The following is a 16,457-nucleotide window of genomic DNA, read 5'->3' as shown; positions in this document are numbered from 1 at the left end:
CCACTCGGGTTTCTTCAGCCGCGTGGCCGCGGTGGTCGGCTCGATCTTGACCGGGATGCGCGCGACCTTGTCGGCTCCGCGCAGTTTCTCGCCGGCCACGACACGCTCGGTCGGCGTGCGAACGGTTGCGGTCGGGCTCGGGGTCTGTTCGGCCATTCAGGCATCCTCGATCAGGGCGGTGGGCGGCTCCCGCACGGCGGGCAGGGCGGTGTAGTCTAGTCGAACTGCCAGATGATGCAAAAGATCGTCGGTGACTTTTTGCCATTCGAAATTCGGCTGCAGGTCACGGAGCTGGGTGATGGCCAGTCCCGCATAGCCGCAGGGATTGATGCGCGCGAACGGTTCGAGGTCCATGTCGATGTTGAACGCCACGCCGTGGTAGCTGCGCCCGCGCCGCACCCGCAGTCCGAGCGAAGCGATCTTGGCGCCGGCCACGTACACGCCGGGCGCGTCGGGCCGTGCGTGCGCGTCGATGCCGAAGCCGGCGAGCAGGTCGATCACGCTGCCTTCGAGCGCGCTCACCAGGGCGCGCACGCCGAGGCCGGCGCGGACGAGGTCGAGCAGCGTGTAGATCACCAGCTGCCCGGGGCCGTGGTAGGTCACCTGCCCGCCGCGATCCACCTGCACGACCGGGATGTCGCCGGTCGCGAGCAGGTGCTCGGCCTTGCCGGCGAGCCCCTGCGTGAACACCGGCGGATGCTGCACCCGCCAGATCTCGTCGGGCGTGCTCTCGTCGCGCGCGCTGGTGAAGGCCTGCATCGCCGCGAACACCGGCGCGTAGGCGCGCAGGCCGAGGTCGCGGACCACTGCCTGGCGTTCGCCCGCTGGCCGCTTCATAGCGCCATCGTCACGCGTTCGTGCGCGCTGAGCTCGCCGTACAGCGCGTCGAGCTGCGCCTGGCTGGTGGCGCGCACCACCAGCGTGACGGCGCGCCAGTTGCCGTGGCGGCTGTTGCGCCCGAGCACGCGGGTGAGGTCGAGGTCGGGGGCGTGGCGCTGCGCGATCGCGATCACCAGCGCGTCGAAATCGGCATCGCCGCGTCCGACCACCTTGATCGGGAAGTCGCAGGGGAAGGTGAGAAGCGTGTCGGCCGCCATTGCGCGGCTCAGCCGAACAACTGGTGGAAGAAGCGCAGCACGTAGTCGAGCAGGCGCGAGAAGAAGCCGCCTTCATCGACCGTCTTCAGCGCGACCAGCGGCACCTCGGCGACCGGGTTGCCGTCGAGCGTGACGCTGACCTTGCCGCGCACCTCGCCCTGCGTGACCGGCGCCTGGATTTCCGGGTCGACGGTGACCGAGGCCTTGAGCGCGTCGTAGCGCCCTTTCGGGAACGTCACCACCAGCGGCTCGGCGAGCCCGAGGGCGAGCTTGTCGGTGTTGCCGAACCAGATGCGCGGCTCGGCGAGCGTCTCGCTGGCGGCGTAGAGCCGGCGCGACTCGAAGAAGCTGAAACCGTAGTTGAGCAGCGTCTGGCTCGAGCTGAAGCGCTCCTTCTCGAGCTTGGCGCCCAGCACCACCGCGATCATGCGCCCGTCCTCGCGCTTCGCCGAGGACACCAGGCAGAAGCCGGCGCTGCTGGTGTGCCCGGTCTTGACGCCGTCGACCGTCGGGTCCTGCCAGAGCAGGCGGTTGCGGTTGTGCTGGGTGATGTTGTTGAAGGCGTACTCGCGCACCGAGTAGCGCGCGTACTGCTCGGGGAAGTCGTGGATCAGGGCGCGTGCCAGGATCGCGATGTCGTGCGCCGACGCATAGTGCTCGGGGTTGGGCAGGCCGGTGGCGTTGACGAAGTGCGAATTCTTCATGCCGAGGCGCTCGGCGGTCTTGTTCATCAGGTTCGCGAAGGTCGCCTCGGAGCCCGCCACGTGCTCGGCGAGCGCCACCGTGGCGTCATTGCCCGACTGGATCACCATGCCCATCAACAGCGCGTCGAGCGGCACGCGCGAGCCGACGTTGGCGAACATGCGCGATCCTTCGGTGCGCCATGCCGCCTCGCTGATGTAGACCTCGTCGCCGATCTTGATCTTGCCGTCGCGCAGCGCTTCGTAGATCACGTAGGCGGACATCAGCTTGGTGATGCTCGCCGGCTCCATGCGGTCGTCACCGTGACTGCTGGCGATCACGCGCCCCGAGTGGTAGTCGATCAGCACGTGGGCGCGTACGGGCAGGTCGGGCAGCGGCGGGATGTCGGCGGCGACGGCGCGCAGGATGCCGCCGAGCAGCAGGCAGAGATACAGCAGGGGGCGCAGCAGGGACGGCTTGGACATGGCGGAAAGCGAAAAATCCTGGAGGGGGAAAGGCCGGGGAGGTGGCCGATTCTACCGGCCGCCGCCCCCCGAATACAGCCCGCCGCAGGATCGCCCGGATCAGTCGATGACCATGCGCGGATGGCCCAGGCCGAGCGTGTCGACGCGCGCGATGGCGCGTTCGGCGTCGATCGGCGACAGGAACGGGCCCATCTTGACGCGGGTCAGGCCGTCGCCGCGCGAGTCGTCGAGGTAGATCCCCTGGGCGAACTGCGGGCGCACGCGCAGGCGCAGGTTCTCGGCGTTGCGCCGGTCGGAGAACGCACCGATCTGCAGGAAGACGCCGCCGTTCGTGGGCGGCAGCGGGCTGGCCGCGCGCGGCGCCGCGGCGGCGAGCGTGCGCGCCGGGACGGCGGCGGGCGCAGCCACGACGGGGGTGGCGACCGGCGGTGGCTCCGGCGGCGTCGCTGCCGCGACGACGACGCTGGCGCTCGACACGGGCTCCAGGGGCAGCGCCGCGGCCGGCAGCGGGGTCGGCGCCGGGCTCGCCGAGGCGACGAGCGTGGCGCCCGTGGCGCCGGCGGGGCGTGGCCGGCGACCGGCGTCGGCCAGCGTCTGGTAGGGGGGGATCGCCTCGATCAGCACCTCGCCGGTCCCCTTGCTGGTCATGCCGAGTTCCTTCGCCGCGGCGTAGGACAGGTCGATGACGCGGTCGCCGACGAAGGGGCCGCGGTCGTTGATGCGCAGCACCAGGCTCTTGCCGTTGGCGAGGTGGGTGACCTTGACCCAGGTCGGGATCGGCAGGGTCTTGTGGGCCGCCGAGATCGAATACATGTCGAAGGGCGCGCCGCTCGACGTGCGCTTGCCGTGGAAATCATCGCCGTACCACGACGCGATGCCGCGCTCGCGGTAGCCCTCGCTGGTGCCGAGGATCGCGTAGCGTTTCCCGAACACCTCGTAGTTCAGCGGGTTGCCGCTCTTGCTCGGTGCCTCCACACGCAGGTTCGCGGTCTTGTCCCCGGTGCTGCTGCACGCCACCGCGAGCAGTGCGCAGCCCCCCGTCAGCAGCAGTTGCATCGCACGCATCGCTCCCCCCGTTTATTCGTTCGTCTGGCGGCGGCGTTTGGTGGTGGTTTCTACAGGCGGCGGCGGATCTCGTCGCCCAGCTGGTACACGGCCATGGCGTACAGCGCGCTCAGGTTGTAGCGCGTGATCGCATAGAAGTTGTCGAAGGCGAGCCAGGTTTCCGGCCCCGCCTCACCGTCGAGTTGTAGCAGCAGGGCGCCGCGCCCGCCGTCGACCGCCGCCAGCGGCCGCACGCCGCGCGTGCCCCAGTCGTTCACGCTCAGGCGCGTGAGGCTCTTCGGCTGGCGGAAGTTGCTGCTGACCAGGTTCGGCCAGGCCGCACCCTCGGCGCGCGCGGGGACGGCGACGAGCGGGTCGCTGCGCTTCCAGCCGCTGGCGGCGAGGTAGTTGGCGACGCTGCCGATGGCGTCGTCCGGGTCGCTCCACAGGTTGCGGTGGCCGTCGCCGTCGAAGTCGATCGCGAGCTTGCGATAGCTCGACGGCATGAACTGCGCCAGCCCCATCGCGCCGGCATAGGAGCCCTTGGGCTGCAGCGGGTCGATGCCCTCGTCGCGCACGAGCAGCAGGAACTGTTCGAGCTCCTTGCGGAAGTAGTCGGCGCGGCGCGGGTAGTCGAAGGCGAGCGTGGCGAGCGCCTCGAACACCGCGTACTTGCCGGTGTTGCCGCCGTAGAGCGTCTCGACGCCGATGATCGCGGTGACGAACTCCGGCGGGACGCCGTAGCGCGTCTGCGCCGCGGCGAGCGCGGCGGCGTTGGCGCGCATGAAGTCCACCCCGCCCTGGATGCGCTTCTCGGTGAGGAAGATCTTGCGGTAGGCGCTCCAGGGCTTGGCCTCGGCCGGGCGATCCATCGCCTCGATGATCTCGGGCCGGGTGCGGGCGCGGGCGAAGGTGCGGTCGAGCGTCGCGGCATCGAAGCCGTGGCGTTCGACCATTTCGCGCACGAAGGCGCGCACCTCCGGGCGGCCGGCCAGCGGCTGGCCGGCGCGGGCGCTGTCGACCGCCGCCGTGACCGGGGTGTTCTGCGCCTCCACGGGGGGCGTGACCGTCGCACAGGCGCTCAGCAGAACGGCGGCGCCGAAGGCGTAGGGCTTGCTCATGGGAATCGTGTGGTCCTGGTGCCCCGCGCGATCGGGATCAGGTGCGGGGCCGGTGCGAATGAAGGCCCATGAGGATACCGAAGCCCGCCATGATCGTCACGAGCGAGGTCCCGCCGTAGCTGACCAGCGGCAGCGGCACCCCGACCACCGGCAGGATGCCGCTGACCATGCCGGTGTTGACGAAGGCGTAGAAGAAGAACACCAGCGCCAGCGTGCCGCCGGTGATGCGCCCGAAGGTGTCCGGCGCGCGGCTCGCCAGCCACAGCGCGCGGGTGATCACGAAGAAGTACAGCGTCAGCAGGATGCACACGCCGATCAGGCCGAACTCCTCGGCGAGCGTCCCGAGGATGAAGTCGGTGTGGCTCTCGGGCAGGAACTCCAGGTGCGACTGCGTGCCGTTGAGCCAGCCCTTGCCGTAGATCCCCCCGGAGCCGATCGCGATCTTCGACTGGATGATGTGGTAGCCGGCGCCGAGCGGATCGGCTTCGGGGTCGAACAGCGTGCGCACGCGCTGGCGCTGGTACTCGCGCATGCCGTATTCCCAGAACAGCGGCGCCGCCACCGCGGCGATGGCGCCGAGGCCGATGATGATGCGCCAGGCGATACCCCCCAGGAACAGCGCGAACAGGCCGGCGGAGAGGATCACCAGCGCGGTGCCGAGGTCGGGCTGCTTGGCGATCAGCACGAAGGGCACGCCGGCCACCAGGGCGCCGACCAGCAGGTGGCCGAGACGCGGCGGCAGGGGCTTGTCGGCGAAGTGCCAGGCCATCATCAGCGGCACGCCGAGCTTCATGATCTCCGAGGGCTGGAAGCGCACGAAGCCGAGGTCGAGCCAGCGCTGCGCGCCCATCGAGATGTCGCCGAACGCGAGCACCGCCATCAGCAGCAGCAGCCCGATGAGGTAGATCCACGGCGTGGCGCGGCGCAGGTACTGCGTCGGTACCTGGGCGAGGGCGATCATCACCGCGAAGCCGAGGCCGAGGCGCGAACCCTGGCGGATGACCGATTCGAGGTCCTGGCGCGTGGCGCTGTAGAGCACCACCTGGCCGGCGCCGGCGATCGCCAGCAGGCCGAGGATCAGCGGCCCGTCGAGGTGCACCCGCGCCAGCAGCCCGAGTCGCGGCGCGGCGCTGTCGAGCAGCGGGCGGGCGTCGTGGTAGGGCGTCGTGCTCATCGCGGCGCACCCGCGGGGCCGGGGGCGTGTCGGCAGGTGTTCACGGATAGGCCTCCAGGTAGGCGTCCATCACCTGCTTCGCCAGCGGTGCCGCCACCGAACCGCCATGGCCGCCGTTCTCGGCGATCACGGCGATGGCGATGCGCGGCGCCTCGGCCGGCGCGAAGGCGATGAACAGGGCGTGGTCGAGCAGTTCGTCCTTGAGCCGGCTGGCGTCGTACTTCTCGTTCTGGCCGAGCGTGAACACCTGCGCGGTGCCGGTCTTGGCGGCGATGCGGTACTGGGCGCCGCGCCCCATCGCGCGGAACGCCGTGCCGCGTTCGGTGTGCACCACGTGGGTCATGAAGGCGACCACGGCGTCCCAGTTGCGCCGCTCCACCACCGGGATCGGCGGCAGCGGCTGCGGCTGCAGCACCGTGGTGGTGCGGGTGGCCTGGTCTTCGAGCGCGTGCACCACGCGCGGCTGGAAATGCTTCCCGCCCATCGCCAGCGCCGCGGTGGCATTCGCCAGCTGCAGCGGCGTCGTCAGCACGTAGCCCTGGCCGATGCCCGCGCTGATGGTGTCGCCGGGGAACCAGGCCTGGTTGTAGGTGCGCCGCTTCCAGGCCGGCGAGGGCATCAGGCCGCTCTTTTCGCCGCGCAGGTCGATGCCGGTGAGGCGACCGAAGCCGAACTGGCTCATGAAGTCGTGCATGCGCTCGATGCCGAGGTCGAGCGCGAGCTGGTAGTAGTAGACGTCGCACGACTCGGTGATCGCCCGGTCGAGGTCCACGCGGCCGTGGCCGCCGCGGCGCCAGTCGCGGAACTTGTGCTCCTGGCCCGGGAGCTGGAAGTAGCCGGGGCAGAAGGTGGCGCTGTAGCGCTCGCGCTCCTTCAGCTCCACGCCGGCCAGCCCGTAGAACGGCTTGACCGTCGAGCCGGGCGGGTACATGCCGCGCAGCGCGCGGTTGAACAGCGGCCGGTCGGGCGAGGTGTTGAGCGCCTTGAAGCTCTTGGCGTCGATGCCGTTGACGAACGGGTTGGGGTCGTAGCCCGGGTTGGACGCCATCGCGATCACTTCGCCGTTGCGCGGATCGATGGCGACGATCGCGCCGAGGAAGCCCGCGTCGATGAGCACCTGTTCGGCCACGCGCTGCACGTGCGAGTCGATCGACAGGTAGATGTTGCGCCCCGCCACCGGCGGCGTGCTTTCCAGCACGCGGATCACCCGCCCCTGGGCGTTGGTCTCCACCTGCTGCCAGCCGACCTTGCCGCGCAGCAGCTCCTCGTAGGAGCGCTCGACGCCGATCTTGCCGATGTGGCTGGAGCCGGAGTAGTCGGCCGGGTCGAGCCTGGCCAGTTCGGCCTCGTCGATGCGCCCGACGTAGCCGACCACGTGGGCGAGGTGCTGCCCCTGCGGGTAGACGCGGGTGAGGTCGTTGCGCACGTCCACGCCCGGCAGGCGGAACTGGTTGACGGCGACGCGGGCCATCTCGTCTTCGGTGAGGTTGAAGCGCAGCGGCACCCCGATCGAGCGCGAACTGCGCCGCACCAGGCGCTTGAAGCGGGCGATCTCGCCGTCGCTCAGCTCGATCAGCCCGCGCAGGTCCTCGAGCAGCGCGTCCATCGCCGCGTGGCCGCCGACCTGCTCGGGGGTGATGTCGAGGTGGAAGGAGGTCAGGTTGCCGGCCAGCAGCACGCCCTTGCGGTCGAAGATCTGCCCGCGGGTCGGTGGCAGCGGCACCAGCCGCACGCGGTTCTGGTCCGACAGCAGGCTGAAGTGCTCGTGGTTGAGCACCTGCAGATAGGCCATCCGCGCCGTCACGCCGAGGAAGGCGAGCAGCACGACCAGCGCGGCGACCAGCGCGCGGCCGATGAACAGGCGGCGGGCGGCGAGGTTGGTCTGGCGCAGATCGGCGACCCGGGCGCGCAGGGGCATTGCGTCACGACACCTGGAAGCGTCGGCGCAGGTCGCGCATCAGGATGTACACCGCCGGCCACACCAGCATGCCGCCGATCGGCGGGGCGAGGTACCAGAAGTCGGGCGGCGCGTAGCCGGTGATGCCGTTGATCCAGATCACCAGCAGCTGGTCGACCAGCAGGAACACCAGCACCGACAGTGCCTGCTGCCATGGCGGGTAGACGCGGATGCGCTGGTGGAAGCGCACCGTCAGGAAGGCGACCGCCGCCAGCCCCAGCGCGTGCTGGCCGAGCAGCGTGCCCTGGGCGGCGTCGGTGATCAGCCCGAGCACCCAGCCGGTGCCGACGTTGACGCGGTGCGGCAGCGCCATCGCCCAGTACACCAGCACCAGTCCCACCCAGTCGGGGCGGAAGCGGTCGAGCCAGGGTGGCAGGTGCAGGCTGGCGAGCGCCATCGCCAGCGCGAAGGTGCCGTAGACCAGCAGCCGCGAGCGCAGGTGCAGCGGCTGCATCTCAGCGCTTCGCCGGCGGCGCGGCCACGCGCTCGCTCTTCTCCGGCAGCGGTGCCGGCTTCTCGCCGCGGCTCGGGTCGGGGATGTCGTCGAGGATCAGCAGCACCTCGCGCACGCGGTCGAGGGCGGCGGTCGGCTGCGCGAATACCTTGGCGAAGGGCCGGCTGGGGTCGAACTCCACCCGCGTCACCCGCGCCACCGGGTAGCCGCGCGGGAAGCGCCCGCCGAGCCCCGAGGTGATGATCAGGTCGCCGACCCGGATGTCGCCGTTGTTGGGGATGTTCGGCAGTTCGAGCTCGTGGAAGCGGCCGGTGCCCACCGCGAGCGAGCGGATGCCGTTGCGGTTGATCTGCACCGGCAGCGCGTGCGACAGGTCGGTGATCAGCACCGCCGAGGAGGTGGTGAGGTTGACGTGGCTCAGCTGGCCGACGATGCCGTGCTCGTCGATCAGCGGCTGGCCGACGCGCGCGCCGTTCTGGCTGCCGCGGTTGATCAGGATCTGGTGGCGGTAGGGGTCGAAGTCCACCGCGATCAGCTCGGCGATCAGCACCCGCTCGGCGGCGACGTTGACGGTGGATTCGAGCAGGCCGCGCAGCCGGCGGTTCTCGGCCTCGAGCGCGGTCAGCTTCTGCAGCTGCGCGTTGATGAACAGTTGCCGTTCGCGCAGGCGCGTGTTCTCCGCCAGCAGCGCCGCGCGCGACTCGAAGGTCTCGGTCGCCCAGTCGACCGCGGCATAGGGCAGCTGCGCGAGCATCTGCAGCGGGTAGATCGAGGTCGCGAGCACGTTGCGCAGCGCTTCCAGGTGGTGCTGGCGGTGATCGACCGTCATCAGCGCCACCGACAGCACCGCGCAGATGAACAGCCGTATGCTCGCGGCCGTCTCCGGCGCGAACAGGGGTTTGTGCTCGCTGCTCAGGTGCGCCACGCGTACTCCGCAGGGGCGACGTGGGGGTCGGGGGTGCTGGGTGGCGCTGTCACTCCACCGAGAAGGTGGTGGCGCCGCGTTCGTCGATGAGTTCGAGCACCCGGCCGCCGCCGCGCGCGACGCAGGTCAGCGGGTCTTCGGCGATCACCACCGAGAGCCCGGTCTCCTCCATCACCAGCCGGTCGATGTCACGCAGCAGCGCACCGCCGCCGGTGAGCACGATGCCGCGCTCGGCGACGTCGGCGGCGAGCTCCGGCGGGGTCGATTCGAGCGCCTTCTTCACCGCGCCGACGATGCCGGCGAGCGGCTCCTGCAGGGCCTCGAGGATCTCGTTGGAGTTGAGGATGAAGCTGCGCGGCACGCCCTCGGAGAGGTTGCGGCCCTTGACCTCGATCTCGCGCACGTCCGAGGTCGGGAAGGCGCTGCCGATCTCCTGCTTGATGCGCTCGGCGGTGGGCTCGCCGATCAGCACGCCGAAGTTGCGCCGCACGTAGTTGATGATCGCCTCGTCGAAGCGGTCGCCGCCGATGCGCACGCTCTCGAAGTAGACGATGCCGTTCAGCGAGATCACCGCGACCTCGGAGGTGCCGCCGCCGATGTCGACCACCATCGAGCCGCGCGCCTCGTCCACCGGCATGCCGGCGCCGATCGCCGCGGCCATCGGCTCGGGGATCAGGTAGACCTCGCGCGCGCCGGCGCCCAGCGCCGATTCCTTGATCGCCCGGCGCTCGACCTGGGTCGAGCCGCAGGGGACGCACACCAGCACGCGCGGGCTCGGGTTGAAGAACTTGCGCGCGTGCACCTTGCGGATGAAGTGCTGCAGCATCTTCTCGGTGACGGTGAAGTCGGCGATGACGCCGTCCTTCATCGGCCGGATGGTGCTGAGGTTGCCGGGGGTGCGGCCGAGCATGCGCTTGGCCTCCATGCCGACGGCGGCGATGGTGCGCGGACCGCCGCGGTTCGGGTCCTGCTGGATCGCCACCACCGAGGGCTCGTTGAGGACGATGCCCTGGCCGCGCGCGTAGATGAGCGTGTTGGCGGTGCCCAGATCGATGGACAGATCGTTCGAAAAGAGCCCGCGTACGCGTCGGAAGACCATGATTCTGAACCGCCAGAAGCCAAAAAGGCGGGTATGCTAGCAGCGCCCGGCGATTGGGAGCAAGCAAACGACTGTGCTACCTTGCGCGCGGTTTCCCAACCCGCCGGAGGGCGTTTCGACGATGTCACTGGGGCCTGCCGAGGTCGCCAAGATCGCCCACCTGGCGCGACTGGCGATCGCCGAATCCGATGTGCCCGCCTACGCGCGCAACCTGTCCTCGATCCTCGAACTGGTGGCGCGGATGGACGCGGTCGACACCACCGGCGTCGAGCCGCTCGCGCACCCGCTCGACATGGTGCAGCGCCTGCGCGCCGACGAGGTCACCGAGGCCGACCGCCGCGACGACTTCCAGAGCCTCGCCCCGCAGGTCGAGGCCGGCCTGTACCTGGTCCCGCGCGTCATCGAATGACCCCGAGCCGCCGGTCGTGGCCCTGCCGCGCCGGCCCGCCTGACCGCCGCCCCACGGATCGACGATGCACCACCTGACCCTTGCCGAACTCGCTGCCGGCCTCGCCGCCGGCGACTTCTCCAGCCGTGAGCTCACCGAGACCCTGCTGAACCGCGTGCAGGCGCACGACGGCGACCTGAACAGCTTCATCACCGTCTGCCCCGAGCGCGCGCTGGCGCAGGCCGACGCCGCCGACGCCCGCCGCGCCGCCGGCCGCGCCGGACCGCTCACCGGGCTGCCGGTCGCGCACAAGGACATCTTCTGCACCCGCGGCCTGCGCACCTCGGCCGGCTCGAAGATGCTCGACGCCTTCGTCGCGCCCTACGACGCCACGGTGGTCGAGCGGCTCGACGCCGCCGGCATGGTGCTGCTCGGCAAGACCAACATGGACGAGTTCGCGATGGGCTCGTCGAACGAGTCGAGCCACTACGGCCCGGTGCGCAACCCGTGGGACACCGCCACGGTGCCCGGCGGCTCGTCGGGCGGCTCGGCGGCGGCGCTCGCCGCGCGCCTGGTGCCGGCGGCGACCGGCACCGACACCGGCGGCTCGATCCGCCAGCCCGCCGCGCTCAGCGGCATCACCGGCCTCAAGCCGACCTACGGACGGGTGTCGCGCTGGGGCATGATCGCCTACGCGTCGAGCCTCGATCAGGGCGGGCCGATGGCGCGCAGCGCCGAGGACTGCGCGCTGCTGCTGGGGGCGATGGCCGGCTTCGACCCGCGCGACTCGACCAGCGCGCAGGTGCCGGTGCCGGACTACGCGGCCGCGCTCGGCGGCGAGCTCGCCGGGCTGCGCATCGGGCTGCCGCGGGAGTACTTCGGCGCCGGGCTCGACGCCGACGTGGCGCGCGCGGTCGAGGCGGCGATCGACGAGTACCGCCGCCTCGGCGCGACGCTCGTCGAGGTCAGCCTGCCGAGCACCGAGCTCGCCATCCCGGCGTACTACGTGATCGCCCCGTCGGAGGCGTCGAGCAACCTCGCGCGCTTCGACGGCGTGCGCTACGGCCACCGCTGCGCCGCGCCGCGCGACCTCCACGACCTCTACACCCGCTCGCGCGGCGAGGGCTTCGGCGCCGAGGTGAAGCGGCGCATCATGGTCGGCACCTACGCGCTCTCGGCCGGCTACTACGACGCCTATTACCTGAAGGCGCAGCGCATCCGCCGGCTGATCCGCGACGAGTTCCTGCGCGCCTTCGAGACGGTCGACGTGCTGATGGGGCCGACCTCGCCGAGCGTCGCCTTCGGCCTCGGCGAGAAGGCCGACGACCCGATCGCGCTGTACCTCGCCGACATCTACACGGTCGCGGTCAACCTCGCCGGCCTGCCGGCGATCTCGCTGCCGTGCGGCTTCAAGCAGGGCCTGCCGGTGGGGCTGCAGATCATCGGCCGGCATTTCGACGAGGCACGCCTGCTCGCGGTCGCGCACCGCTACCAGCAGGTGACCGACTGGCACCGGCGCGCCCCCGCGGGCTACGCCTGAGGCCGCGGCGCGACGCCCATCCGCCGGGCTCCCCGGTGGCGTACCCCGAGCGACGTCAAGGTATTCGAACGATGGAATGGGAAGCGGTCATCGGGCTGGAGATCCACACCCAGCTCGCGACGAAGTCCAAGATCTTTTCCGGTGCCCCCACCGCCTACGGCGCCGAGCCGAACACCCAGGCCTGCGCGATCGACCTCGGCCTGCCCGGCGTGCTGCCGGTGGTGAACGCCGAGGCCGTGCGCATGGCGGTGATGTTCGGGCTCGCGGTGGACGCGACGATCGCGCCGCGGAGCGTGTTCGCGCGCAAGAACTACTTCTACCCGGACCTCCCCAAGGGCTACCAGATCAGCCAGTACGAGCTGCCGGTGGTCGCGCACGGGCGGCTCGACATCACCCTCGCCGACGGTTCGCACAAGCGCATCGGCATCACCCGCGCGCACCTCGAGGAGGACGCCGGCAAGTCGCTGCACGAGGACTTCCACGGCATGACCGGGGTCGACCTCAACCGCGCCGGCACGCCGCTGCTCGAGATCGTCTCCGAGCCCGACCTGCGCTCGGCGCAGGAAGCCGTCGCCTACATGAAGAAGGTGCACCAGATCGTCGTCTACCTCGGCATCTGCGACGGCAATCTGCAGGAGGGCAGCTTCCGCTGCGACGCCAACGTGTCGGTGCGGCGCAAGGGCGCCACGGCCTTCGGCACCCGCGCGGAGATCAAGAACATCAACAGCTTCCGCTTCGTCGAGCGGGCCATCGAGCACGAGATCGAGCGCCAGGTGGAACTCCTCGAAGGCGGCGGCCAGGTGGTGCAGGAGACCCGCCTGTACGACCCCGACCGCGACGAGACCCGCCCGATGCGCAGCAAGGAGGAGGCGAACGACTACCGCTACTTTCCCGACCCCGACCTGCTGCCGCTCGAACTCGACGCCGCCTGCGTCGCCGCGGCGCGCGCCGCGCTGCCCGAGCTGCCGGACGCCCGCCGCGCACGCTTCGTCGAGGCCTTCGGCCTGTCGCCCCAGGACGCCGAGGCGCTGACCGCGAGCCGGCCGTTCGCCGACTACTTCGAGGCCCTGGTCGCGGCCGTCGGCGGTGACGCCAAGCTCTGCGCCAACTGGATGATGGGCGAGTTCGCCGCGGCGCTGAACCGCGCCGGGCTCGACGTCACGGCGAGCCCGCTCGGCCCGGCACGGCTCGCCGGCGTGCTGCAGCGCCTGCGCGACGGCACGCTGTCGGGCAAGCTCGCCAAGGAGGTCTTCGACGCGGTGTGGGCCGGTGAGGGCGATGCCGATGCCGTGATCGCGGCGCGCGGGCTGCGCCAGATCACCGACAGCGGGGCGATCGAGGCGATCGTCGCCGAGGTGATCGCCGCCCATCCGAAGCAGGCCGAGCAGTACCGCGCCGGCCAGGAGAAGCTGTTCGGCTTCTTCGTCGGCCAGGTGATGAAGGCCTCGCGCGGCAAGGCCAATCCGCAGCAGGTCAACGACCTGCTGGCGGCGAGGCTGAAGGGGTGAAACGCCGCCTGCGCGTCGGGGCGGGGCTGCTCGCCGCGCTGCTGCTCGCCGCCTGCACCGCCACGCGGGCCCCCGAGTCCGGTTCCACGGGCCCCACCGTGTACGGTACGGTGGGGGTCAGCGTCAGCCGTGGCGAGACGCACTGAAGGCCTGCATCCGTGAGCGACCGATGAACGACTGCCTGCACCGTTTCGTGTTCGAACACCAGCCCGTCCGCGGCAGCCTGGCGAGCCTGGATGCGAGCTGGCACGCCGTGCTGGAGCGGCGCAGCTACCCGCCGGTGATCCGCGCCGTGCTCGGCGAGGCGATGGCCGCGGCGGTGCTGCTCGCGGCGACGATCAAGTTCGACGGCCTGATGACGCTGCAGATCCAGTCGCAGGGCGTGCTGCGGCTGCTGGTGGTGCAGATCACCGCGCAGCGCACGGTGCGCGGCCTCGCGCGCTGGGAGGGCGTGCCGCAGGCGGGATCGCTCGCCGAGCTGTGCGCACACGGCCAGCTCGCGCTGACGATCGACCCCGGCCGCGGGCGCGAAACCTACCAGGGCGTGGTCGCGCTCGACGGCGCCACGCTCGCCGAAGCGCTGGAGGCCTACTTCGCGCGCTCCGAGCAGCTGCCGACGCGGCTCGTGCTCGCCGCCGACGGGCAGCGGGCCGCGGGGCTGCTGGTGCAGCGCCTGCCGGGCGAGGCGGAGGACGCCGATGCGTGGAACCGCGTCGAGCAGCTCACCGCCACGCTGAGCGCCGCGGAGCTGCTCGGCCTGCGGGCCGACACGGTGATCCGCCGCCTGTTCCACGAGGAGGACCTGCGCGTGTTCGAGCCCGACCCGGTGGCCTTCCGCTGCACCTGCTCGCGTGCGCGGGCCGGCGGCATGCTGCAGGCGCTCGGCCCCGACGAGCTGCGGGAGATCCTGGCCGAGCAGGGCGAGGTGACCGTCGACTGCGAGTTCTGCGGCCAGCGCTACGCCTTCGACGCCGTCGACGCCGAAGGGCTGCTGACCCCGGGGACGCAGGCGGGCGTGTCCGGCACCCGCCACTGAAACCTTCCGCCGCGAGAGTCCACCCGCGCCCATGGCCGCCCTGCTGAAGCTCTTCCTCGACATCGCACTGCTGCGCCGCGGCCCGCAGGACGTGCCGGCGTCGCCCGTGCTGTGCGGGCTCGCGCTGCTCGCCTACGCCGCGCTCGGCTTCCTGCTGTTCGCGGTCGGTGCCTCGCCGCTGATCGCGGCCGGCCAGACCGTGCTCGACCTGGTGCTGCTGACCGGCGTCGTGCGCACCCTGCTCGCCGCGCACGGCCATCGCGCCCGCTTCCGCCAGACCTTCACGGCGCTCACCGGCACCGGCGCGCTGTTCGCGCTCGCCGGCCTGCCGCTGACGCTGTGGCTGCTCGAGACCGGCCCCACCCCCGACGCCCCCGCGCTGCCGTCGACGCTCTACCTGATGCTGGTGCTGTGGAGCGTGGTGGTGATGGGGCACGTGCTGCGCCACGCCCTCGGCGTGAGCCGCGGCGTCGGCCTCGCCTACGCTTTCGGCTATCTGGTCGTGTCCGTGGTCGTGATGACCGCGCTGTTTCCCCAACTGGGCTGATCCACCACCGTGCACATCCACATCCTCGGCATTTGCGGCACCTTCATGGCCGGCGTGGCGCTGCTCGCGCGCGCCGCGGGGCACACCGTGTCGGGCTGCGACGCCAACGTCTACCCGCCGATGAGCACCCAGCTCGCCGCCGCCGGCATCACCCTCACCGAGGGCTTCGACCCCGCGCAGCTCGACCCGGCGCCCGACTGCGTCGTGGTCGGCAACGTGATGAGCCGCGGCAAGCCCATCATCGAAGCGCTGCTCGACCGCGGCCTGCCCTACACCTCGGGGCCGCAGTGGCTGGCCGAGCACATCCTGCGCGAGCGCTGGGTGCTCGCGGTCGCCGGGACCCACGGCAAGACCACCACCAGCTCGATGCTGGCGTGGATCCTCGAGCACGCCGGGATGGCGCCCGGCTTCCTGATCGGCGGCGTGCCGGCGAACTTCGGTGTCTCCGCGCGCCTCGGCACCACGCCGTTCTTCGTGGTCGAGGCCGACGAGTACGACACCGCCTTCTTCGACAAGCGCTCGAAGTTCCTGCACTACCGCCCGCGGACCGCGGTGCTGAACAACCTGGAGTTCGATCACGCCGACATCTTCCCCGACCTGGAGGCGATCCAGCGGCAGTTCCACCACCTCGTGCGCACCGTGCCGGGCGCCGGGCGGCTCGTCAGCCACGCCGGCTCGGCGGCGCTCGAGGCGACGCTGGCGCAGGGCTGCTGGACCCCGGTCGAGCGCTTCGACGGTGCGCAGGCGGACTGGCAGGCGGTGGCGGTCGCGCCCGACGGCTCGGCCTTCGACGTGTGCCTGCGCGGCGAGCGCCTGGGGCGCGTGGCGTGGGCGCTGCTCGGGCAGCACAACGTCGCCAACGCGCTCGCCGCGATCGCCGCCGCCCGCCATGTCGGCGTCGCCCCGGCGCACGCGATCGCCGCCCTGGCGGCCTTCCGCGGGGTGGCGCGACGCCTGGAGCTGCGCGGCGAGGCCGCCGGCGTGCGCGTCTACGACGACTTCGCCCACCACCCGACCGCCATCGCCAGCACCCTCGCCGGCCTGCGCGCGAACCTCCCGGCCGACCGGCGCATCGTCGCCGTGCTCGAACCGCGTTCGAACACGATGAAGCTCGGCGTGTTCAAGGACACCCTCGCCCCGGCGCTCGCCGCGGCCGATCACGTGGTGTGCTACGGCGCGCCCGACCTCGGCTGGGACCTCGCCGCCGCGGTCGCCCCGCTCGGTGCGCGCGCCGCGGTGTGCGGCACGCTCGACGCCACGGTCGCCGCCGCGGTCGCCGCCACCCGCGCCGGGGACGCGGTGCTGGTGATGAGCAACGGCGGTTTCGGCGGCATCCACGGCCGCCTGCTCGAGGCATTGCGCGATGCACGCTAGCCGCCCGGCGGCGACGCCCGCCGCGGG

The 16,457-nt window shown here is 71.4% G+C and carries 17 protein-coding genes and 1 pseudogene; 7 read left to right on the top strand and 11 right to left on the bottom strand.

Annotated elements, in window-relative coordinates; all coding sequences use genetic code 11:
• The 11 genes and pseudogenes from EV699_RS17215 to EV699_RS17165 form a co-directional block, all read right to left on the bottom strand.
• Nucleotides 1–156 (bottom strand): annotated as a pseudogene (locus EV699_RS17215) (lipoyl synthase); the annotation flags it as partial.
• Nucleotides 157–837 carry a lipoyl(octanoyl) transferase LipB gene (gene lipB, locus EV699_RS17210; protein WP_132545094.1) on the bottom strand — a complete coding sequence of 227 codons (681 nt, stop codon included), beginning with the start codon at nucleotides 835–837 and terminating at the stop codon, nucleotides 157–159.
• Nucleotides 834–1,097, bottom strand: coding sequence for a YbeD family protein (locus EV699_RS17205; RefSeq protein WP_132545092.1), 264 nt, complete (start codon nucleotides 1,095–1,097; stop codon nucleotides 834–836). Before EV699_RS17205 ends, lipB begins: the two co-directional genes overlap by 4 nt.
• A gap of 8 nt (nucleotides 1,098–1,105) precedes the next feature.
• The gene (locus tag EV699_RS17200) at nucleotides 1,106–2,263 is read right to left on the bottom strand and encodes a D-alanyl-D-alanine carboxypeptidase family protein (RefSeq protein WP_132545090.1); all 1,158 of its coding nucleotides are present in this window, start codon (nucleotides 2,261–2,263) and stop codon (nucleotides 1,106–1,108) included.
• Between the two features lie 99 nt (nucleotides 2,264–2,362).
• Complete coding sequence (locus EV699_RS17195) at nucleotides 2,363–3,319, bottom strand: septal ring lytic transglycosylase RlpA family protein (RefSeq protein WP_243662717.1); 957 nt, start codon at nucleotides 3,317–3,319, stop codon at nucleotides 2,363–2,365.
• A 59-nt stretch (nucleotides 3,320–3,378) separates the two neighbouring features.
• Nucleotides 3,379–4,428, bottom strand: coding sequence for a lytic murein transglycosylase B (mltB, locus tag EV699_RS17190; RefSeq protein WP_132545086.1), 1,050 nt, complete (start codon nucleotides 4,426–4,428; stop codon nucleotides 3,379–3,381).
• Nucleotides 4,429–4,465: 37 nt separating this feature from the next.
• Nucleotides 4,466–5,602, bottom strand: coding sequence for a rod shape-determining protein RodA (rodA, locus tag EV699_RS17185; RefSeq protein WP_132545084.1), 1,137 nt, complete (start codon nucleotides 5,600–5,602; stop codon nucleotides 4,466–4,468).
• A gap of 40 nt (nucleotides 5,603–5,642) precedes the next feature.
• Nucleotides 5,643–7,520 carry a penicillin-binding protein 2 gene (mrdA, locus tag EV699_RS17180; protein WP_132545082.1) on the bottom strand — a complete coding sequence of 626 codons (1,878 nt, stop codon included), beginning with the start codon at nucleotides 7,518–7,520 and terminating at the stop codon, nucleotides 5,643–5,645.
• 4 nt (nucleotides 7,521–7,524) lie between these two features.
• The gene (gene mreD, locus EV699_RS17175; RefSeq protein ID WP_132545080.1) at nucleotides 7,525–8,013 is read right to left on the bottom strand and encodes a rod shape-determining protein MreD; all 489 of its coding nucleotides are present in this window, start codon (nucleotides 8,011–8,013) and stop codon (nucleotides 7,525–7,527) included.
• A 1-nt stretch (nucleotide 8,014) separates the two neighbouring features.
• The gene (gene mreC, locus EV699_RS17170; protein WP_243662716.1) at nucleotides 8,015–8,938 is read right to left on the bottom strand and encodes a rod shape-determining protein MreC; all 924 of its coding nucleotides are present in this window, start codon (nucleotides 8,936–8,938) and stop codon (nucleotides 8,015–8,017) included.
• 49 nt (nucleotides 8,939–8,987) lie between these two features.
• Nucleotides 8,988–10,037: a rod shape-determining protein gene (locus EV699_RS17165; RefSeq protein ID WP_132545078.1), complete on the bottom strand. Its 1,050-nt coding sequence runs from the start codon at nucleotides 10,035–10,037 to the stop codon at nucleotides 8,988–8,990.
• 121 nt (nucleotides 10,038–10,158) lie between these two features.
• Between EV699_RS17165 and gatC the strand changes: the two genes are divergently transcribed.
• The 7 genes from gatC (at nucleotide 10,159) to mpl (ending at nucleotide 16,430) form a co-directional block, all read left to right on the top strand.
• On the top strand, nucleotides 10,159–10,446 hold the full coding sequence (gene gatC / locus EV699_RS17160) for an Asp-tRNA(Asn)/Glu-tRNA(Gln) amidotransferase subunit GatC (protein WP_132545076.1): 288 nt from the start codon (nucleotides 10,159–10,161) through the stop codon (nucleotides 10,444–10,446).
• A 64-nt stretch (nucleotides 10,447–10,510) separates the two neighbouring features.
• On the top strand, nucleotides 10,511–11,965 hold the full coding sequence (gene gatA, locus EV699_RS17155; RefSeq protein ID WP_132545074.1) for an Asp-tRNA(Asn)/Glu-tRNA(Gln) amidotransferase subunit GatA: 1,455 nt from the start codon (nucleotides 10,511–10,513) through the stop codon (nucleotides 11,963–11,965).
• A gap of 71 nt (nucleotides 11,966–12,036) precedes the next feature.
• Nucleotides 12,037–13,473 carry an Asp-tRNA(Asn)/Glu-tRNA(Gln) amidotransferase subunit GatB gene (gene gatB / locus EV699_RS17150; RefSeq protein WP_132545072.1) on the top strand — a complete coding sequence of 479 codons (1,437 nt, stop codon included), beginning with the start codon at nucleotides 12,037–12,039 and terminating at the stop codon, nucleotides 13,471–13,473.
• Nucleotides 13,470–13,619, top strand: coding sequence for a hypothetical protein (locus EV699_RS20015; RefSeq protein ID WP_165904190.1), 150 nt, complete (start codon nucleotides 13,470–13,472; stop codon nucleotides 13,617–13,619). The genes gatB and EV699_RS20015 overlap by 4 nt, the downstream gene beginning before the upstream one ends.
• Before the next feature lie 23 nt (nucleotides 13,620–13,642).
• Nucleotides 13,643–14,509, top strand: coding sequence for an Hsp33 family molecular chaperone HslO (hslO, locus tag EV699_RS17145; protein ID WP_132545070.1), 867 nt, complete (start codon nucleotides 13,643–13,645; stop codon nucleotides 14,507–14,509).
• Nucleotides 14,510–14,540: 31 nt separating this feature from the next.
• Nucleotides 14,541–15,056: a hypothetical protein gene (locus EV699_RS17140; RefSeq protein ID WP_132545068.1), complete on the top strand. Its 516-nt coding sequence runs from the start codon at nucleotides 14,541–14,543 to the stop codon at nucleotides 15,054–15,056.
• A 9-nt stretch (nucleotides 15,057–15,065) separates the two neighbouring features.
• Nucleotides 15,066–16,430, top strand: a complete 1,365-nt coding sequence (gene mpl, locus EV699_RS17135) for a UDP-N-acetylmuramate:L-alanyl-gamma-D-glutamyl-meso-diaminopimelate ligase (RefSeq protein WP_132545066.1) — start codon at nucleotides 15,066–15,068, stop codon at nucleotides 16,428–16,430.
• The last annotated feature ends 27 nt before the right edge of the window (nucleotides 16,431–16,457 follow it).

Source organism: Plasticicumulans lactativorans (assembly GCF_004341245.1).
GTDB classification, from domain to species: Bacteria; Pseudomonadota; Gammaproteobacteria; order Competibacterales; family Competibacteraceae; genus Plasticicumulans_A; species Plasticicumulans_A lactativorans.
This window is presented reverse-complemented; position numbering and strand designations above follow the sequence as displayed.